Origin of the sequence: Nioella aestuarii (assembly GCF_050896395.1) — a bacterium.
GTDB lineage: Bacteria > Pseudomonadota > Alphaproteobacteria > Rhodobacterales > Rhodobacteraceae > Nioella > Nioella aestuarii.
In genome coordinates this window covers 62,845-79,984 of record NZ_JBPBBA010000005.1, presented here as the reverse complement: position 1 = coordinate 79,984, position 17,140 = coordinate 62,845, and the positions used below count along the sequence as shown (strand labels likewise).

Annotated in this window: 20 protein-coding genes; 11 read left to right on the top strand and 9 right to left on the bottom strand. The window is 63.0% G+C overall.

Annotated elements, in window-relative coordinates; translation table 11 throughout:
- Genes ACROHD_RS05325 through ACROHD_RS05315 form a run of 3 tightly spaced genes read right to left on the bottom strand, consistent with a single transcriptional unit; the run spans position 1 to position 2,755 of the window.
- Complete coding sequence (locus tag ACROHD_RS05325) at positions 1 to 2,052, bottom strand: tetratricopeptide repeat-containing sulfotransferase family protein (RefSeq protein ID WP_432676317.1); 2,052 nt, start codon at positions 2,050 to 2,052, stop codon at positions 1 to 3.
- Between the two features lie 4 nt (positions 2,053 to 2,056).
- A complete protein-coding gene (locus ACROHD_RS05320) occupies positions 2,057 to 2,557 on the bottom strand; it encodes an Lrp/AsnC family transcriptional regulator (RefSeq protein WP_432676316.1) in 501 nt (166 codons plus the stop codon).
- A 36-nt stretch (positions 2,558 to 2,593) separates the two neighbouring features.
- Entirely contained in the window at positions 2,594 to 2,755 is a 162-nt protein-coding gene (locus ACROHD_RS05315; protein ID WP_432676315.1) for a hypothetical protein, read from the bottom strand.
- Here ACROHD_RS05315 and ACROHD_RS05310 point away from each other — a divergent pair.
- Positions 2,754 to 3,044 carry a hypothetical protein gene (locus ACROHD_RS05310; protein ID WP_432676314.1) on the top strand — a complete coding sequence of 97 codons (291 nt, stop codon included), beginning with the start codon at positions 2,754 to 2,756 and terminating at the stop codon, positions 3,042 to 3,044. The genes ACROHD_RS05315 and ACROHD_RS05310 overlap by 2 nt on opposite strands.
- A gap of 107 nt (positions 3,045 to 3,151) precedes the next feature.
- On the top strand, positions 3,152 to 4,093 hold the full coding sequence (gene trxB, locus ACROHD_RS05305) for a thioredoxin-disulfide reductase (RefSeq protein WP_432676313.1): 942 nt from the start codon (positions 3,152 to 3,154) through the stop codon (positions 4,091 to 4,093).
- Positions 4,094 to 4,097: 4 nt separating this feature from the next.
- Here the strand turns inward: trxB and ACROHD_RS05300 are convergent, their stop codons facing one another.
- Positions 4,098 to 4,640 (bottom strand): DUF6647 family protein, encoded by a 543-nt coding sequence (locus ACROHD_RS05300; RefSeq protein WP_432676312.1) that lies wholly within the window; start codon positions 4,638 to 4,640, stop codon positions 4,098 to 4,100.
- A gap of 107 nt (positions 4,641 to 4,747) precedes the next feature.
- On the opposite strand from ACROHD_RS05300, the gene ACROHD_RS05295 reads away from it, so the two are divergent.
- The 5 genes from ACROHD_RS05295 (at position 4,748) to ACROHD_RS05275 (ending at position 10,831) form a co-directional block, all read left to right on the top strand.
- Positions 4,748 to 5,659, top strand: a complete 912-nt coding sequence (locus tag ACROHD_RS05295) for a LysR substrate-binding domain-containing protein (RefSeq protein ID WP_432676311.1) — start codon at positions 4,748 to 4,750, stop codon at positions 5,657 to 5,659.
- A gap of 102 nt (positions 5,660 to 5,761) precedes the next feature.
- Complete coding sequence (locus ACROHD_RS05290; RefSeq protein WP_432676310.1) at positions 5,762 to 6,547, top strand: substrate-binding periplasmic protein; 786 nt, start codon at positions 5,762 to 5,764, stop codon at positions 6,545 to 6,547.
- Between the two features lie 135 nt (positions 6,548 to 6,682).
- Positions 6,683 to 8,752: a bifunctional sulfate adenylyltransferase/adenylylsulfate kinase gene (locus tag ACROHD_RS05285; RefSeq protein ID WP_432676404.1), complete on the top strand. Its 2,070-nt coding sequence runs from the start codon at positions 6,683 to 6,685 to the stop codon at positions 8,750 to 8,752.
- 222 nt (positions 8,753 to 8,974) lie between these two features.
- Positions 8,975 to 10,018: a Hint domain-containing protein gene (locus ACROHD_RS05280; protein ID WP_432676309.1), complete on the top strand. Its 1,044-nt coding sequence runs from the start codon at positions 8,975 to 8,977 to the stop codon at positions 10,016 to 10,018.
- 129 nt (positions 10,019 to 10,147) lie between these two features.
- Positions 10,148 to 10,831: a hypothetical protein gene (locus ACROHD_RS05275; RefSeq protein WP_432676308.1), complete on the top strand. Its 684-nt coding sequence runs from the start codon at positions 10,148 to 10,150 to the stop codon at positions 10,829 to 10,831.
- 85 nt (positions 10,832 to 10,916) lie between these two features.
- Here the strand turns inward: ACROHD_RS05275 and ACROHD_RS05270 are convergent, their stop codons facing one another.
- Positions 10,917 to 11,150: a DUF1150 family protein gene (locus ACROHD_RS05270; RefSeq protein ID WP_432676307.1), complete on the bottom strand. Its 234-nt coding sequence runs from the start codon at positions 11,148 to 11,150 to the stop codon at positions 10,917 to 10,919.
- Positions 11,143 to 11,571, bottom strand: coding sequence for an Hsp20 family protein (locus tag ACROHD_RS05265; protein ID WP_432676306.1), 429 nt, complete (start codon positions 11,569 to 11,571; stop codon positions 11,143 to 11,145). The genes ACROHD_RS05270 and ACROHD_RS05265 overlap by 8 nt, the downstream gene beginning before the upstream one ends.
- 176 nt (positions 11,572 to 11,747) lie before the next feature.
- Between ACROHD_RS05265 and ACROHD_RS05260 the strand changes: the two genes are divergently transcribed.
- From ACROHD_RS05260 to ACROHD_RS05250, 3 genes are read left to right on the top strand one after another with little or no spacing between them, the layout of a single operon-like run.
- Complete coding sequence (locus ACROHD_RS05260) at positions 11,748 to 11,966, top strand: YdcH family protein (RefSeq protein WP_432676305.1); 219 nt, start codon at positions 11,748 to 11,750, stop codon at positions 11,964 to 11,966.
- A gap of 55 nt (positions 11,967 to 12,021) precedes the next feature.
- Positions 12,022 to 12,510, top strand: coding sequence for a 5-(carboxyamino)imidazole ribonucleotide mutase (purE, locus tag ACROHD_RS05255; protein ID WP_432676304.1), 489 nt, complete (start codon positions 12,022 to 12,024; stop codon positions 12,508 to 12,510).
- Entirely contained in the window at positions 12,503 to 13,573 is a 1,071-nt protein-coding gene (locus tag ACROHD_RS05250) for a 5-(carboxyamino)imidazole ribonucleotide synthase (protein ID WP_432676303.1), read from the top strand. The genes purE and ACROHD_RS05250 overlap by 8 nt, the downstream gene beginning before the upstream one ends.
- Positions 13,574 to 13,735: 162 nt before the next feature.
- Here ACROHD_RS05250 and ACROHD_RS05245 read toward each other — a convergent pair whose 3' ends face one another.
- Entirely contained in the window at positions 13,736 to 14,464 is a 729-nt protein-coding gene (locus ACROHD_RS05245) for an esterase/lipase family protein (RefSeq protein ID WP_432676302.1), read from the bottom strand.
- 76 nt (positions 14,465 to 14,540) lie between these two features.
- On the opposite strand from ACROHD_RS05245, the gene ACROHD_RS05240 reads away from it, so the two are divergent.
- The gene (locus tag ACROHD_RS05240) at positions 14,541 to 14,987 is read left to right on the top strand and encodes an NUDIX domain-containing protein (RefSeq protein ID WP_432676301.1); all 447 of its coding nucleotides are present in this window, start codon (positions 14,541 to 14,543) and stop codon (positions 14,985 to 14,987) included.
- On the opposite strand, the gene ACROHD_RS05235 is transcribed toward ACROHD_RS05240, so the two are convergent.
- Both ACROHD_RS05235 and ACROHD_RS05230 read right to left on the bottom strand, forming a co-directional pair.
- Positions 14,957 to 15,826, bottom strand: coding sequence for a DMT family transporter (locus tag ACROHD_RS05235; protein WP_432676300.1), 870 nt, complete (start codon positions 15,824 to 15,826; stop codon positions 14,957 to 14,959). The genes ACROHD_RS05240 and ACROHD_RS05235 overlap by 31 nt on opposite strands.
- Positions 15,827 to 15,989: 163 nt before the next feature.
- Complete coding sequence (locus tag ACROHD_RS05230) at positions 15,990 to 17,126, bottom strand: alpha-D-ribose 1-methylphosphonate 5-triphosphate diphosphatase (protein WP_432676299.1); 1,137 nt, start codon at positions 17,124 to 17,126, stop codon at positions 15,990 to 15,992.
- Between the last annotated feature and the right edge of the window lie 14 nt (positions 17,127 to 17,140).

The window sequence follows — 17,140 nt, the reverse complement described above, 5'->3', positions numbered from 1 at the left end:
CTATAGCGTGACCGGCCGCTCCAAAGCCTCCAGCAGCGGTTCAAGCTCGGTTTCATAGCGCTTCCAGGCGGCAACAGAGGCGCGGTAAATCGGCTGGCGCACCTGCGCGAAACTCAGGGTCGCAACATTGCGTTTTGCTTTGTGGGGCTCCAGACAGGCAGGATCCCAATCGAGCCCCGCAGCCGCCACCAAGGCACGGATATTCGGATCCGGGTCTGCCGTAAGCGCCTCGTAATCCACCACATGCACGCGGTCGGGCAGCGCCTCGGCCCAGGCTTGCTGCATGGCGTCGTATAGCCTGATATAGCGGCCGATATCGGACAGGTCCGTTGCATAGATCTGCCGTCCCGGAGGAAACATGTTCAGATAGATCGACAAGCCGACATCGCGTGGATCACGACGCAGCATCAGGAAGCGGGCATTGGGAAGCGCAATTGCGGCCTGTCCGACGCGGCTGAAGGTCGAGATCGCCTTGTCGGTAAACAGATCACCGGCCCCGCTTCGGCGCCGGGCAGCGGTGACATATCGGTGCCCGGCCGCAGCAAAGGCTGCTCGCGGAAGGACACCTTCAATCTCTGCCTGCTCGATCGGCAGGTTGAGCGCCCGCACGAGGAACGGCATCTCGCCCCCGGCCGTGACTCGCGGATGAGCGGACAGAACGGTTTCAACCAGGGTGGTGCCGGATCTGGGCAGACCGGATACAAAGATCGGCGCATCCTGAGTGCAGTCAGTCGGAACGGCCTGTCCCTGCAACGCCTGGTATCCGCGCACCAGCGCACGCCCTGCATTGAGATCGGTTTCTATTCGATAAGGATAGTCTGCCCTCATCATCCGGTTTGCACGGTCCAGATGTTCGAAGACCTGATCGTACTCTCCCAGATCCTCCAGCGCTTTTGCCATTGCAAAGGCCAGCACCCAACGACTGGGCTTCGGCAGGGACAGATCGGATAGGCGGGTTTCAAGAATCGGCAAAATCGGGTCGCCAGGTCGGATTTTTTTGCCAGCCACATAGGAGCGGATCGCCCATGCTGCATCAGGCCCAAGGTCCAGCGCTTTAAGAAAATCGGCTTCGGCACCGTCAAGATCGCCAGCGGTCTGGCGGCTCTGCCCGCGAAGGGTCAGAAGGGCAATGTTGTCGGGATCCGCGGCAAGAAGGTCATCAACCAGCACCTTGGCAGCGGCCTGATCACCTTCCAGTTCCAGCTTTTCGGCGAGATCAATCAACGCACTGCGCTTTGCCCCGAAGTGAATAGCCTTGTCATAAGCGCGCCGAGCCTCTTTCGGGCGGCGCAGGGCGGCCAGTGTATCGCCATGGTCAAGATGAAGATCGGCGCGCTTCTTGTGACGGGAAAGAGTGCTGGCCAACAGCGTTTCTGCATCTTCTGGGCGGCAAGTCTCGCGCAAGGTCCGGGCAAGCAGGGACGTCACGTCGGCACCAAGATCAGCGGCTTTTGTGAGGGCCTGTTCCGCCCTCAGCCATTGGCCCAGTTCAATAAAGACCTCGCCAAGGGCTGCATTGGCGCGAGCGCTGTCGGATGCCCGTTCCACCGCTTTTTGCAGCGGTCCAAGCGCCCCGGCCCAATGACCCTGCGCCTTTCGGGCCAGGCCAAGCGCCAGTGCCGGCTCCGCTGCATTGGGAAAGCGGGTGATCAGAGCAAAAGCAGCAGTCTCCGCGGCCTTGGCCTGACCCTGTTCTATCTGGCGCAGGATCGGCGCGATATCGGGGCCGGAGCTAAGGGGAATGCCCGCTGCCGTTGCCTCTCGTTGAAGTTTCTTCAGCTTGCCACCGGTCAGGACGGCCGCCAGCGCCTGCCAGATAGCGGGCTCCTTGGGTCGCGCCTTCAGCGCCCTACGCAGCGCGGTTTCGGCCTTGGCTGCGTCCCCGTTGGCGGCATGGATGCGGCCCATCTGAAAATGCGCTTCGGCAAGATCGGGGCGGGCCTGCAAAACTTGCGCATAAAGCGCCAGCGCCTCATCTGCCTGTCCAGCGGATTGAGCGGTCATTGCCTGCTGATACAGCTGCTTGATCCGCGCCGGGTTGACCGGAAGCATGGCCCTAGCCCTCGCGCGCGATCCGCTCTTCCAGAACGTCGAAGGGCACGCCCGGTTCATCCTTGGCGCCACGAATGACCAGCGAAGTGCGCACATGGGCCACGTTATCGGCTGCGGTCAGCTGTTCGGTCAGGAAGCTTTGGAAGGTGGACAGGTCAGGCGCCACGCATTTCAGGATAAAGTCGATCTCGCCGTTCAGCATGTGACATTCGCGAACCAGCGGCCAGTTGCGGCAGCGGTCCTCGAAGGCGACCAGATCGGCCTCGGCCTGGCTGTGCAGCCCGACCATGGCGAAAACCTGAACCTCGAACCCGAGCTGCCGGGCATCCACATCGGCGTGATAGCCTTTGATGAACCCCGATTCCTCCAGCGTGCGCACACGGCGCAGACAGGGCGGCGCGGAGATACCCACACGGCTGGCCAGTTCGACATTGGTCATACGGCCATTGCCCTGAAGCTCTGCCAGGATCATACGGTCGGTTTGGTCCAGTTTTGCCCCTGGCATCTTTTTGCTCGCCTCCCCAGACGTTTAAATTTCCTGTTACCGGACATGCCCATCGCGCAAGAATATTTCAAGGGCGCGCAACATATGGAACAGCACGGCGATCAATGCAAGCGCCTCCGCGCCGTTGCCGCATGGCCGCGCGGAATGTGCTAGGATGCCGCCATTGATGATCGGATTCACCAGAAGGAGGATTTTCATGAAACTGAAAAGTCTGATCTTGATCTCGGTGGTGGCATTGGCCGGCTGCACAGGCGATTCGGATTCCATGCCGCGCCTGCCGGAGTCCACTTTTTACGACCGGACCGTAGTGGCCATCGACGGGCAGACCTACTCGGTGGCCACGCGACCGGCGGAATTCGGCGGCAGCGAGCAATATTTCGTCTTCGTCAACGGGCGCTACTATGAATGCGAAGCACCCACGGCGGAAGGATGCGCCGAGGCCGTGCGCGGTGCCATGACCCGGAGCGGCGGGGATTCGGACTACTAGGCACGGGTTGGGCAAGAGCGGGATTTGATCCGGCCTTGCCCCCCTTTTGCCTCCCGCGTCGGGTGGCTACATTGGCGGCGACTCATGACACACCCAAGGAAGCCTCCATGTCCGACACCCGCCACACCCGCGTTCTGATCATCGGCTCCGGCCCGGCCGGCTACACCGCCGGCGTCTATGCCAGCCGCGCGATGCTGAACCCGATCCTCGTGCAAGGGATCGAACCGGGTGGGCAGCTGACCACCACGACCGAGGTGGAGAACTGGCCCGGCGATACCGAGGTGCAGGGGCCGGACCTGATGATACGGATGGAGGCCCATGCCAAGGCCATGGGCTGCGAGATCATCGGTGATATCATCACCTCGCTCGATACGACTCAGCGCCCCTTCGTGGCTGTGGGCGACAGCGGCACCACCTATACCGCCGATGCGGTGATCCTGTGCACCGGCGCGCGGGCGAAATGGCTGGGGCTGCCCTCGGAAGAGGCGTTCAAGGGCTTTGGCGTTTCTGCCTGCGCCACCTGTGACGGGTTCTTCTATCGCGGGCAGGAGATCGTGGTTATCGGTGGCGGCAACACCGCCGTGGAGGAAGCACTGTTCCTGACCAACTTCGCCTCCAAGGTCACGCTGATCCACCGCCGGGACGAACTGCGCGCCGAGAAAATCCTGATCGACCGGCTGATGAAGAACCCCAAGATCGAGCCGCTGTGGCATCACGTGCTGGACGAGGTTGTGGGCACTGACAGCCCCAAGGGCGTCGAGGCCGTGCGGGTCAAACATGTTGAAACCGGCGAGATCACCGAGATCCCCTGCAAGGGCGTTTTCGTCGCCATCGGCCACGCTCCCGCCAACGAACTGGTGAAGGACGTGCTGGAGCTACATAACGGCGGCTACGTGAAGGTCGAGGCGGGCAGCACCCGCACCTCGATCCCCGGTATCTTCGCGGCGGGCGACCTGACCGACCACAAATACCGCCAGGCCGTGACCAGCGCCGGAATGGGCTGCATGGCGGCGCTCGACGCCGAACACTGGCTGGCCGAGCAAGAGTGACCGCTCAGTCCGGGTGGATGTCGCGCGGCGTGCACCCGGCTTCGATCACCACGGCGATCCAGTTTACATCGGGTTCCAGCCCGAGATCGTTGAGCCACGCCTGCTGTATGCGGTACGCGGGCAGTTCCTGCGCGCCAGGGCAATACCAGTGCCCTGCCTCCGCCTGACGGTGATGAACCAACTCGTGCAACAACGTGCTGACATCATAGGGGTTGCACGCATCCCAGGGCCGCACCAGCCAGATCGCTTCCTCATCCGGGTCATATAGACCGCGCAAGGTCGGGCTGGCTGCTGCGCGATGGTCCTGGGACATGCTTGCAACATGGGCATGGTCGGTCAGCTGAATGCGCGGCGATGTTGCGCGGCGCGGAAGATCGGTATGCGTGTCGAGCCAGTCTTCCATCTGGTCGACAAGGTCTTGCATCGTTCGGGCCTCGCGCCAGGCCAGAAGGTCTTGGGCGGCGAGAGTTTCGGGTGACAGGACAAGCGCCACGCACAGAGTTAGAGAGCGCACCAGCCGACGGCTGGCCCGGAATGAGAAGATCATGGCGACCTCCGAGCTGTTTGGTTGAGGGGTGCGATTATGCTAAGCTTGCCCCTGCGCCAGACGCAAAAGACCTTTTTTCATTGGCGCATGAACGGGATTCATCCGCCATGGGACGACAGTTGCCCCCCTTCGCCGCCCTCCGCGCCTTCGAGGCTGCCGCGCGGCACAAAAGCTTCAAGGAAGCAGCAGAGGAACTGTGCCTGTCGCCGTCTGCCATCAGTCACCAGATCCGCGCTTTGGAAGATTATCTGGATACCGCGCTTTTCGAGCGTGTCAGCAACCGGCTTGAGCTGACGCTGACCGGTCGGGGCTATGCGGGCAAGCTGACAGGCCTGCTGAATGGGCTGGAGGACAGCACCCGCGCCACCCAGAAAGCCGGACAGCGTCCACTGAGGGTGCTGTGCACACCGGGACTAGCCGCGCGCTGGTTGGTGCCAAGGCTGGACCGGCTTGAGTTCGGCGACCGGGTGCGGCTGCGGGTCTCGACCGGTGCGCCCTCGACCGATTTCGCCACCAATGACAGCGACGTGGTGATCCAATGGTCGACCGATCCCACCCCCGGCGTCGTCACCGAGCCGCTGATGCAGTCAAACCGCTACCCGGTGATCAGCCCGGAGCTGCGCGATGCGGAAGGCGTGAAACGGCCCGAGGACCTCCTGCGTCTGCGGCTGATGTATGACGAAACAGACGATGCCTGGGGCGACTGGTTCGCCGCTGCAGGCCTTCCAGACCCTGCCTTGCCCCAAGGCCCCGTCTTTCCCAATTGCGAACTGGCCACCACCGCCGCCGAACGCGGTCAGGGCGTGTCGCTGGCCTATGACTCTGTCGTGCGGGGCACGCTCGAATCCGGTAGGCTGGTGCGGCTGTTCGAGACGGTGACCATGCCGATGGTCATTTATTCGGTTGCCTATCGCGAAGACAGGGTCGGCGACCCGATGATCCGCGCCTTCCGCGATTGGCTGTTCGATGAGGTGGCGCGAGATGGCACCGCCGTTCCATCGGTTTCAGCCGCCGAGTAAGGCCGGGCGGGCGATATTGCCGCGCGATCAGGGGCGGGCTAGGCTCACGATGCCAGCCCCCCGGGCGCATATTCATTTTTGACACAAGCCCAAGGAAATTGAATGACCTATGTAAAGCTTCTGCGTTTTGTCGCCTTGTCCCTGATGCTTTGGAGCACGGCCGCCGCCGCGCAGCCGGTGGTGATCGGCGTGTCCGAGGATTATCCGCCCTATGCCTATCGCGACGGCCTTGGGCAGATCACGGGGTTCGACGTTGATGTGGCCTCTCGGATCTGTGCGACACTCGGGCAGGACTGCCGGTTGGAGATGCACCCGCTGGCGGGGCTTCTGCGCGGAATATCCGAGGGCGCGCTCGACATTGCCATCGGCGGGCTGGCGGCCACGCCCGCGCGGGCGGAAATGGGCAACCTGACCTGCCCCCTGCTGTATTTTCTGAGCCGGGATGAAGGCTTCTACGCCCGCTCCGCCGGTGTGAACGTGAACACGGCCACCATCGCCACCGTGCGCGGATCACTGCAGGAATGGGCGCTTGTGCAGCGGGGGCTGCGGCTGGCGGTGTATGAGACAACCGAGGCGGCGGTGCAGGCCGCCCTGTCCGGGCAGGTGGATGCCTTCTTCGGAACCACGCGCTCGCTAGAGACCGTGGCCGGGGCGGCGCAGGGACTGGTCGAGGTGGGCCGGATGGAAATGCCGCCAGTAGGGTCTGCCTTCATGGTGTCGCGTCAGCGGCCCGATCTGCTGGCACAGTGGAACGGGCAGATCCTGCAACTGTTCGACAGTGGCGAGATTGACCGGCTGCACGCGCAGTACGAGAATTTCAATGGCGATTTCCCGCAGACGCGGCAACTCTCCGTGGCTTGCCTGCGTGGAAATCGTCCGTTGTTCTGAGGCTAGTTCCCGAAATCGGGCCGCGTGATTTGAGGCATACTGCCCCCGTGCTGCCACGGGGGCATTTTTTGTCTTTTCTGCACCTGCATAATGTGACATACGTTCATTCGTGAACAAACTTTGAGTCGTCTGACGATGCCTGCACCCTCGCCCACCCTGCCGGAAGACGACCTGCTCTTCCGCGTTCTGCGCCAGCTCGATCTGGCGCCGGATGCCTCGCAGCGTGCGACGGCGGCGGCACTTGGCATTTCGCTCGGGCGGCTCAATGCGGTACTGAAAGCGGTGACCGAGGCCAAGCTGGTCAAGATCACCGACCGCGACAGCACCGACAAGCGCCAGCGCTTTGCCTATGCGCTCACCTCTCGCGGGGCGGCCGAGAAAGCCCGCCTCACCGATCGTTTTCTTTCCCGCAAACTGGCCGAATATGACGCGCTTCATGCCGAATTGACCGGTGCCGCCAGCGGACTTCTTTCCCCTAAGTACAGGACCCAAGTTATGCAGAACCACCTCGCCCCCGTTCAGGAACTGTTCGTCTCAGCTGACAGCGCGCAAAAGCTCAAGCGCGAAGCGGCAGAGCTGACAAGCTGGGATCTGACTCCGCGCCAGATCTGTGATCTGGAACTGCTGATGAACGGCGGCTTCGCGCCACTGAAGGGCTTTCTGGGTCAGGAAGATTACGAAGGTGTCGTCGAAAACATGCGGCTGGCCGATGGCACGCTGTGGCCGATGCCGATCACCCTCGATGTCAGCCAGGCCTTCGCCGACGGCATTGAGCCGGGCCAGGATATCGCCCTGCGCGATCAGGAAGGCGTGATCCTTGCGATCCTCTCGATCAGCGATAAATACGTGCCCAACAAGGCACGTGAAGCCGAGATGGTGTTCGGCGCCGATGATGTCGCCCACCCGGCGGTTAACTACCTGCATCATGTTGCGGGTCCGGTATATCTGGGGGGCGCCGTGACCGGCATCCAACAGCCTGTTCACTATGACTTCCGGTCCCGCCGCGACACTCCCAACGAACTGCGCGCCTATTTCCGCAAACTTGGCTGGCGCAAGATCGTCGCGTTCCAGACCCGCAACCCGCTGCACCGCGCGCATCAGGAACTGACCTTCCGTGCCGCCAAGGAAGCACAGGCCAACCTGCTGATTCACCCCGTTGTGGGCATGACCAAGCCTGGCGATGTGGACCATTTCACCCGCGTGCGCTGCTACGAAGCCGTTCTGGACAAGTATCCCGGGTCGACCACCACTATGTCGCTGCTGCCCCTTGCGATGCGCATGGCAGGCCCGCGCGAGGCCGTCTGGCATGGCCTCATCCGCAAGAACTATGGCTGCACCCATTTCATCGTCGGCCGCGACCATGCAGGCCCCGGCAAGAACTCTGCCGGTGACGATTTCTATGGCCCCTATGACGCTCAGGAACTGTTCCGCGAGCATCAGGCCGAGATGGGAATCGAAATGGTCGACTTCAAACACATGGTCTATGTGCAGGAGCGCGCCCAGTACGAACCCGCCAACGAGATCCTCGACAAGGATAGCGTGACCATCCTGAACATCTCGGGCACCGAACTGCGCCGCCGCCTGCGCGAGGGGCTGGAGATCCCCGAATGGTTCAGCTTCCCCGAAGTGGTGAAGGAACTGCGCCGCAGCTCGCCGCCGCGTTCCAAGCAAGGCTTTACCGTCTTCTTCACCGGTCTCAGCGGGTCCGGCAAATCGACCATCGCCAACGCTATCATGGTCAAGCTGATGGAACAGGGCGGCCGCCCGGTGACGCTGCTGGATGGCGACGTTGTGCGGAAGCATCTGTCGAGCGAGCTTGGCTTTTCCAAGGAGCACCGCGACATCAATATCCGCCGCATCGGCTATGTCGCGTCCGAGATCACCAAGAACGGCGGCATCGCAATCTGCGCGCCGATCGCGCCCTATACCTCGACCCGTCGTTCCGTGCGCGAAATGATCGAGGCCTATGGCGCCTTTGTGGAGGTCCATGTTGCCACCAGCCTTGAAGAGTGTGAACGCCGCGACCGCAAGGGGCTCTATGCGCTGGCGCGTGAAGGCAAGATCAAGGAATTCACCGGCATCTCGGACCCGTATGAAGCACCCACCAACGCCGAACTGGTGGTCGATACCGAAGGCATGGATGTGGATTATTGTGCGCAGCAAGTTCTGTTGAAGCTGGAATCCATGGGCCTGATCGCCGCCTGACCAGCCCTGCATCCCTGAAATAAACGCCCCGGTCAGTCCACTGGCCGGGGCGTTTTGCTGTCCGGATTAACCGGTTGGAAAGACTTTGGGCCTAGGTTTCATTCAACTGCCGCTATCACGACAGGATTGCGCCCCGGTCATTCCCTTTTTTTCGAATAGACAGGGAATTGGGGGCCTCCGGTCCGTGGGCGACCACGGCGCTAATTCGAGGATGCACACGAGATGCCAAGTTACGATATGCAGGCGTGGAGCCTTCAAGACATCGGCAATCCCACCTCTCTGAGCGTTGGGGACAGTTTTACCGTTGGGGCCAATGCCACCGCCGATATCGTTACCGTAACCGATGGTGGCACCGACAATACGCCCGATGACTTCAACCCCGTCGATAGCGACCAGTTGGTCAGCGGCACCGTGGACGGAACCACCTATTCCGATCAGCTGCATGAATACGAACTGGCCTATCAGGTGACCGATGGCACCAACACATTCGTGATGGTCTGGGTCAACACCGGCGTCAGCCAGCAGGGCAACAACCAGGGCATCACACCGGACGGCTATTTCGTGGTGATGGAAGACCCTTCGAACCCCGGCCAGGGCGGCATCGTCCCCGGCACCACCTACACGATCATCGACCGCGATATCTCGGTCAACTACTCGAACGGAAACGGCTTCGATGCCGACCCGGTCTATACCGACTTCTTCGTCTGCTTCGCGCGCGGCACCCGCATCGGCACGGTCGAAGGGGATCGCCCGGTCGAAACCCTGCGGCCTGGTGATCTGATCCGCACCCGCGACGACGGCCCGCAGCCGTTGCGCTGGATCGGCGGACGGCGGGTTCCTGGGCGGGGTGATCTGGCGCCAGTGGCGATCGGCAAGGGTGTTCTGGGCAATCGTCGCCGTCTTCTGGTCTCACCCCAGCACAGGTTGCTGATCGAGGGGCCGCGGGCAGAACTGCTATTCGGTGGACGGGAGGTTCTGGTGGCCGCCAAGCACCTGATCGACGGTCGCCAGATCCGGTCTGAACCCTGTGACAGCGTGGAATACTGGCATCTGCTGTTCGACCGCCACCAGATCATTCAGGCCGAGGGCATCGCTGCCGAAAGCTTTCATCCTGCGGACCATTCGATCAAGGCGCTGGATCATGCCGCGCGCGAAGAGGTGTTGCGGATTTTCCCCGAACTCCGGCACGCAACCGCCTCCTATGGCCCTCTGGCCCGCCCCGAGATCTGTGCGATGGAGGCAAAGGTCCTGCTGCCAATCACTTGATTCCACGCATAACTTTACGTTGCGTAAACCTTTCTGCAACACCCGTGACCTCAATCACCAGGGTGGCTTGAAGGAATTGGTCAGCAGAGCGACGCTGAGGGGCAATACAATCTGTGGGGGATTGGGATCATGAAAAAAGTCGTCTCTATTTTGGCAGGCCTGGTCCTGTCTCTAACCATCGCCAGCAGTGCCATGGCACAAAGTCTTCCGTTCAGCTTCAGCGGCCCAAGCAGCTTCGCACGCGGACCTGACCGGCTCACTTTTGGCTTCATGTCTCCGTTCTGCTCCGATTGCCGCACTGTTGCCGGCAGCGGTGGTGGGGAAAACATCCATATCGGCAGCGCGCTCGGCCTGATGGTCGCGGCCACCTGGCTCAGTGCTGCCGCACAAAGCTCGTCATCCGCACCGGCGCTGGCCTATACGATCGGGCTGGAGCACACGAATGCGGATGTGAACGCGTTCGAGGCGGGCGGTTGGCTGTATCCGACCTATGGCAGCTCGACCTTTACGGGCGTCTTCGTGGGGGCCGCCTTTGAAACTCCGCTCGGCGGCGGCTATTCCAGCAGCTCCATCGCCGTGCCGACCTTCGGCTTCGGGCTGAACCTCGGCTATGGCTGGGCTGGCGTTGACGGGTTCGGCGGGTCTTTCCAAGCCAACGAATCCGGGATTTATGGCCGCGCCGACGCCTACATGGCCATTCCGATGGCGGGCGGGGTTCTGTTGACCCCGGGCGTGTCCTACCGGATCTTCGATTTCGGCGGCATCGAGGAAAGCGGCCTGTCAGGCTTCCTGAGGCTCGTTATCCCATTGTGATCTCTCTGCGACCTGTACCTCGTAGAGAAAACGAAGATGGGCGCCCTGTTAACGGGGCGCCCATTTTGTGCTGCGTCTTGCGGGGTCAGTGAACGCTGACCGGCGTCATGTCGTTCTGACGCGCAACCACGAAAGCCAACTTGCGGTCCTTGACCAGCGCCAGTTGCTCACCCTCTTCATTGCCGATTGCATAAAGCTCTTTCAGCCCTGCACCACTGGCTTGTGCCCGAATGTTGTCCGGCAAGTCAGCCACACGAACCTTGCGCACATAGACGATGGGCCGCGCACCCGGCGTCATCTTGGTATTGGGTTCATTCATCCCCGGATCCTCCGGTCTTGATACGGATTGTTTGCACCACATTTTCAGGGGCTGAGCGTTTCAGGTCCACATGCAGCAACCCGTGTTCCATCGCAGCCCCCATCACTTCGACCCCATCGGCCAGCACAAAGCTGCGCTGAAACTGCCGGGCGGCAATGCCCCGATGCAGAAAAACACGGCCCTCGCTGTCATCGCCCTGGCGTCCCCGGATCACCAGCTGGCGGTCTTCCAGCGTGATCGACAGGTCATTCTCGGCAAAGCCCGCAACGGCCAGCGTGATACGAAAGGCGTTCTCGCCCTTCGCTTCGATATTATAGGGGGGGTATCCGTCATTGCCGGATTTCGCGGTGCGCTCCACTAGGCGTTCAAGCTGGTCGAATCCCAGAAGGAAGGGGTGCGAACCAAGGGTCAGTTTCGTCATCGGGCACATCCTCTACCAAGCGATCTGCATGTGTCGGCCCCGTTATGGCGGCCATTTTCCTCAATATGGGGGCGGTTCGCGGCCCTTGCAAGGCGCGCAACGCTTTGCCCAAGCGGTATAATCCGGTATTCTCAAACTCCCGCCAGACGGCGACTCAGTCAGCAGGTCCAGTGCCCATGAACGCCCCCAACGAAATGACCCATGAAGATGTGCTGCGCGTCAAGCTTGGGGTGCTGACGCGGGAACATCGGGATCTGGACGAGGCGATTGGCGCGTTGGAGGAACGCCCCCTGCCCGATCAACTGACCTTGCGGCGCCTGAAAAAGCGCAAGCTGATGCTGAAAGACGCGATTTCGCGGATCGAGGATGAGTTGACCCCGGATATCATTGCGTAACCCCGGCGCATGATTATAGTGCGCGCTTCCTGAGATACAGCAAGGATTTGACGCGATGGCAGGGGTCGAGGTCGGGATCATCATGGGCAGCCAATCGGACTGGCCCACGATGAAGGAAGCAGCCGATGTTCTGGATGAACTGGGCGTGCCCTACGAGGCGCGCATCGTCTCTGCACATCGCACGCCTGACCGGCTGTGGTCCTATGGCAAGGAGGCCGTGGGCCGTGGGCTGAAAGTGATCATCGCGGGCGCAGGCGGGGCGGCGCACCTGCCCGGTATGATGGCGTCGAAAACGCGTGTTCCGGTCATTGGCGTGCCGGTCCAGACCAAGGCCCTGTCAGGTGTCGACAGCCTCTATTCCATCCTGCAAATGCCGCGCGGCTATCCCGTCGCCACCATGGCCATCGGGTCTGCAGGGGCGAAGAATGCGGGTCTCATGGCTGCGGGCATCCTCGCTCTTGGCGACCCTGACCTGGCCGATCGGCTCGACGCCTGGCGCGACGCGCTTTCGGCTTCTATCCCAGAGGTGCCGGTCGATGAGTGACATGCTCAAACCCGGCTCCACCATCGGCATCCTGGGCGGCGGCCAATTGGGCCGGATGCTCTCGGTCGCGGCCTCCCGCCTCGGCTACAAGACCCATATCTATGAACCTGACGCCGCCCCCGCAGGGGACGTGGCGGCCCGTGTCACCCAAGGCGCCTATGATGATCTTGACGCGCTGGCGGCTTTCGCGGCCTCCGTCGATCTCATCACCTACGAGTTCGAGAACATCCCCGCCGATGCGCTGGATGTCCTCTCGGACACCACCCCGCTCTACCCCTCGCGCCGCGCGCTGGAGGTCAGCCAGGACCGCCTGACCGAGAAAACCTTCCTGACCGAAATCGGCCTGACCACCGCCCCCTTCGCCGCTGTGGACAGCGCCGAGGATCTGGCGCAAGCGATCGCCCAGATCGGAACCCCCGCAATCCTGAAAACCCGCCGCTTCGGCTATGACGGCAAGGGACAGGCCCGGATCATGACGCCCGCCGATGCCGATCAGGCACTTTCCGACATGAACGGTGCGCCCGCGATCCTGGAAGGCTTCATCGACTTTTCCCGAGAGATCTCCATCATTGCCGCACGCGGGCGCGACGGGTCGATCTCCTGCTACGACCCCGGCGAAAACGTCCACGAAAACGGCATCCTCGCCACCACCACCGTGCCCGCCGCGATCCCGCCGAGCCTGCGCAGCGACGCCGTCCTACTCGCCGCCCGCATCCTGAACGCGCTCGACTATGTCGGCGTCATGGGGGTAGAGCTTTTCGTGACCCCACAAGGTCTCGTGGTCAACGAGATCGCCCCCCGCGTGCACAATTCCGGCCACTGGACACAGGCGGGTTGCGCCGTCGACCAGTTCGAACAGCACATCCGTGCGGTGACCGGCTGGCCCCTCGGCGACGGCAAGCGCCACGCAAATGTGGTGATGGAAAACCTGATTGGCGACGATGTGAACAAGGCCCCGGATCTCGCCGCCCAACCCGGCACCCAGATCCACCTCTACGGCAAGGCCGACACCCGTCCGGGCCGCAAGATGGGCCATGTGAACACGGTGATCGGCCCCGCCTGACCCCTTCTTCTTTGCCAAAATACCCCCGCCGGAGGCATCCGACCCCGCCACCGGCGCAACCGCCGGGACAGGTCCCCCCCCTTCACCACAAAACCGTGGCAACGCGGGTCGAGGAGTGCCCCCGCGCCAGCGGGGGTCGACGAGGCGCGCTCTCGGGTCCCGTCAGGGAAGCAACTGCTCCACCGCATCCAGAAGATCAAGATCCCGCTCGAACGCCCCCGTGCGCAGAAAGGCCAGGGTCTCGGCCACCACAACCGGGTTGTTCATCATGAAGGTGTGGCTCACACGCAGGGCGAGGAAATCCGACATCCCCTCGACCATGGTCTCCTCAACCGAGACCTTGCCGTCATCCGGCCCTTCGATAAGTGCCGAGGTCACAGGGTTGATCGAGCCATAGCCCGCGATCACGCCGAGATCGAAATCCACGGGCGGCAGGGCCAGCGGCACGCTGTCCTCACCCGTCCCAAGCTCCTGCCCGGCGGGGCCGTTCACCCAGTCAAATGCCGCGAGGTCGTCGAAATAATCCACCAGCACCGCCCCCTGATTGGGCGGGGCCAGCATCACGACCCGGCCGAGGGGTGGCAGGTCGTGTTCCGCCAGCCAATGGCGCAGAAGGATGCCGCCCATGGAATGCGTCACGAAATGCACCGTGCCATGCGCGCAACTGGCAAGGGCGGGTTCTATCGCGGCGGTGGACAGCTCCTCGATCGTGCCTTCCGTCGAAGGATAGCCCAGGTTCACCACCTGATAGCCTTCCGCTTCCAGAACCTCTTCCATGACCCAAAGCGAGTTCGTGCCGCGCGCCAGCCCATGCAGCAGAACCACGCAATCGGCGCGGGCAGTCATCGGGGCCAGCATCATCGCTACCAGAAGGGGAAAAACCGGTTTCATCCCCCCTATCTAGGCTCTCTCTCGCAAAGCCCAAGCCCCCTTGCGAAACCGGCTCAAGCCGGGCAGCATCGCGCGCATGTCCACACCCTCCCCCCGCCTCGCCGTCCGCGGCCTTCTTCTGATCGACAACCGGCTGCTTCTGGTCAACGCATGGCCCAAGCATCGCGGGGGATTGTGGTGCGCGCCCGGCGGCGGAGTGGAGCGCGGCAGTTCCCTGCCCGACAACCTGGCCCGCGAGTTTCACGAGGAAACCGGCCTGACCGTCGGCGTGGGCGATCCCTGCCTGGTAAATGAGTTTCACGATCCCGATGGCAGCTTCCATCAGGTCGATGTCTATTTCCGCTGCACCTTGCTGGCAGGCCAGGTCGACAACAGCTGGAAAGACCCCGAAAGGGTGGTCTGCGAACGCAGGCTGTTCAGCCGCGAGCAGATGGCCACGATCAAGGTCAAACCCGACAGCCTGGCCGATGCGGCCTGGGGTGAGGGTATTCTCTATGATCCGCTGGAGCCGATCCTGCGCTGAGGTGCCAGAAGACCGAAAGCAATGCCCCCCAGCACGATCGCCGCTGCCAGCACCAGCCGCAGCGACAGCCCCTCGCCTAACAGGGCCACGCCCCCCAGGATCGCGATGACCGGGGCGGAAAGCTGCACCAATCCCGCCACCGTGGCCTTGAGCTGCGGCAGCAGAGAATACCACAGCGCATAGCCAAGGCCCGACGTCACCGCGCCTGATATGCAGGCCAGAAGGATGCCCTTTGTGGTCGTGTTCACCGGCTCCATCTGGACAGGCAGGAACATGGGGATGATCAGGCAGATCAGCGAAGCCCAGATGAAATTCGCCGCCGTCGCCGCCAGGGGATCGCCCGCCCTGCGGCCCGCAAGCGAATACACGCCCCAGCCCACGCCCGCCAAGGCCATGAAGACAGAGCCCATCAGCGGCACCGTGACCTCGCCTGCCGGCCAGACCAGCCAGCCGAGCCCCGCCAAGGCCAACCCCGCCCCGAGCCACCGCGCAGGCGGCACGGATTCGCCCCCCAGGATCGCGCCGGCGAACATGGTGATCTGCACGAAGCCAAAGAGAATAAGCGCCCCAAGACCGGCATCGAGGCGAAGGTAGGCGATGGAAAAGCCCAGAAGGTAGAGGCAGAGCGAGACCGCGCCCACAATCCGAATGGGCTGGAACAGCGGCAGACCACGCCGCTGAATGAGGGTCAGCGCCACCAGCATCCCCGCGCCGGACAAGACCCGGATAATGGCAAAGCCAAGGGCATCAATATCTCCCTCCGCCAGCGCCATGCGGTTCAGGATTGAATTGGCCGCGAAGGCCAGCATTGTGAGGGCGGTGAGCAAAGCAAGGCGCATGGGAAGGGTCCAGTGTTGCAGGGGGCCAGAACACCCTAGCAATGCCCCGGACGCAAGGGAAAGCGTGGCCCCCGGTATCACCGCCCCTCGGGCGCGCAGACCTGCGCTGCCCGGTCCGGTCCGCGCGCAGGCCCGACCGGGGCCGTCCGGGGGGGCACGCACTTTAGAGGAACCGCGCGGCGACGGAGCCCGCCATCCAACTGACCTGCCCTGCGCAGAGGGTGGCCGCTACCCGACGTGTCGTCTTCTCTACGATAACAAGGTCAGCGCGCAGGCCCGTGTCCAGCCGTCCCCGGTCGGTCCAGCCCATCACCTCTGCCGGGCGGCTGGAGATCAGTGCCCAAGCCTCCTCCAGCGGCAGCACACCCCTCGCGGCCAGCACAAAGGCCGCCTGCCGGAGGGTCGGGTAATGATAGTCCGACACCAGCGCGTCGCAGTGGCCGGCCCGAACGATCTCTGCGGCCGCGACTTTCTTGTCGTGTGACCCGCCTCGTACAACGTTGGGCGCCCCCATGATCACCGCATCGCCTGCTGCACGGGACGCAGCCGCGGTCTCGGCGGTTTCGGGAAATTCCGCGATCCGCGCGCCCATGGCGCGGAATCTGGCGCGGGTTTCCGGGGTGGTGTCGTCATGGCTTCCAAGGGTCACACCTTCGGCAAGCAGTCCCCTTGCAAGCTCCGTGAGGGCACCCGGAACCTCGCCCCGCAATGCGTGAAGCGTCTGCAGCAAGGCCAGATGCGCCTCTGGGCTGCGGCCGCTTTTCAGGGCCTGGCCGGTCAGACGCGGCGGGCGTTTCCCGGCAGCCAGCGCCGCATGGGGAAGGTGATCATTGAACACCACATAGCCGATATCAGCGCCCCGGATCAGGCCTAGCGCGCGGGGGTACTGGGACAGCAGGTTAATCTCCAGCCGCAATTGCATCCGCATATCGGTCAGGGGCCGCGCATGTGTCAGCGCACCCGCCAGCGTCTCGGCAAAATCAGGTCCGCGCATACCACCTTCCCAGCTGAAGAACTGGGCCAGAACGGCAGTGGTGATCCCGTTCGCCGCAAGCTCCGCGTCCAGCGTCGCCAGCCCCTCGCCCGGATCAGTCACCGCCCCTCGGCGCGGCGCTACATGGCGTTCAAACCCGTCGCCATGCAGGTCGATGATCCCGGGCAGGATCATATAGCCCGACAGGTCCACCACCTTACCGGACCCTTGGCTGATCAGGCCGTCGGCGATTGAAACCGGTGCAGGGGAAAAGCCGTCAGGGCGCAAAACGTCAGCGTTGGAAAGGGTCAGGGGTGGCAGCATCATGCATGTTCCCTGCC

What these genes read in the sequence shown, in the direction of transcription:
- ACROHD_RS05325 (WP_432676317.1), bottom strand. Translation starts at nt 2,052, where the DNA reads ATGCTTCCGGTCAACCCGGCGCGGATCAAGCAGCTGTATCAGCAGGCA.
- ACROHD_RS05320 (WP_432676316.1), bottom strand. Translation starts at nt 2,557, where the DNA reads ATGCCAGGGGCAAAACTGGACCAAACCGACCGTATGATCCTGGCAGAG.
- ACROHD_RS05310 (WP_432676314.1), top strand. Translation starts at nt 2,754, where the DNA reads ATGAAACTGAAAAGTCTGATCTTGATCTCGGTGGTGGCATTGGCCGGC.
- ACROHD_RS05315 (WP_432676315.1), bottom strand. Translation starts at nt 2,755, where the DNA reads ATGAAAATCCTCCTTCTGGTGAATCCGATCATCAATGGCGGCATCCTA.
- trxB (WP_432676313.1), top strand. Translation starts at nt 3,152, where the DNA reads ATGTCCGACACCCGCCACACCCGCGTTCTGATCATCGGCTCCGGCCCG.
- ACROHD_RS05300 (WP_432676312.1), bottom strand. Translation starts at nt 4,640, where the DNA reads ATGATCTTCTCATTCCGGGCCAGCCGTCGGCTGGTGCGCTCTCTAACT.
- ACROHD_RS05295 (WP_432676311.1), top strand. Translation starts at nt 4,748, where the DNA reads ATGGGACGACAGTTGCCCCCCTTCGCCGCCCTCCGCGCCTTCGAGGCT.
- ACROHD_RS05290 (WP_432676310.1), top strand. Translation starts at nt 5,762, where the DNA reads ATGACCTATGTAAAGCTTCTGCGTTTTGTCGCCTTGTCCCTGATGCTT.
- ACROHD_RS05285 (WP_432676404.1), top strand. Translation starts at nt 6,683, where the DNA reads ATGCCTGCACCCTCGCCCACCCTGCCGGAAGACGACCTGCTCTTCCGC.
- ACROHD_RS05280 (WP_432676309.1), top strand. Translation starts at nt 8,975, where the DNA reads ATGCCAAGTTACGATATGCAGGCGTGGAGCCTTCAAGACATCGGCAAT.
- ACROHD_RS05275 (WP_432676308.1), top strand. Translation starts at nt 10,148, where the DNA reads ATGAAAAAAGTCGTCTCTATTTTGGCAGGCCTGGTCCTGTCTCTAACC.
- ACROHD_RS05270 (WP_432676307.1), bottom strand. Translation starts at nt 11,150, where the DNA reads ATGAATGAACCCAATACCAAGATGACGCCGGGTGCGCGGCCCATCGTC.
- ACROHD_RS05265 (WP_432676306.1), bottom strand. Translation starts at nt 11,571, where the DNA reads ATGACGAAACTGACCCTTGGTTCGCACCCCTTCCTTCTGGGATTCGAC.
- ACROHD_RS05260 (WP_432676305.1), top strand. Translation starts at nt 11,748, where the DNA reads ATGAACGCCCCCAACGAAATGACCCATGAAGATGTGCTGCGCGTCAAG.
- purE (WP_432676304.1), top strand. Translation starts at nt 12,022, where the DNA reads ATGGCAGGGGTCGAGGTCGGGATCATCATGGGCAGCCAATCGGACTGG.
- ACROHD_RS05250 (WP_432676303.1), top strand. Translation starts at nt 12,503, where the DNA reads ATGAGTGACATGCTCAAACCCGGCTCCACCATCGGCATCCTGGGCGGC.
- ACROHD_RS05245 (WP_432676302.1), bottom strand. Translation starts at nt 14,464, where the DNA reads ATGAAACCGGTTTTTCCCCTTCTGGTAGCGATGATGCTGGCCCCGATG.
- ACROHD_RS05240 (WP_432676301.1), top strand. Translation starts at nt 14,541, where the DNA reads ATGTCCACACCCTCCCCCCGCCTCGCCGTCCGCGGCCTTCTTCTGATC.
- ACROHD_RS05235 (WP_432676300.1), bottom strand. Translation starts at nt 15,826, where the DNA reads ATGCGCCTTGCTTTGCTCACCGCCCTCACAATGCTGGCCTTCGCGGCC.
- ACROHD_RS05230 (WP_432676299.1), bottom strand. Translation starts at nt 17,126, where the DNA reads ATGATGCTGCCACCCCTGACCCTTTCCAACGCTGACGTTTTGCGCCCT.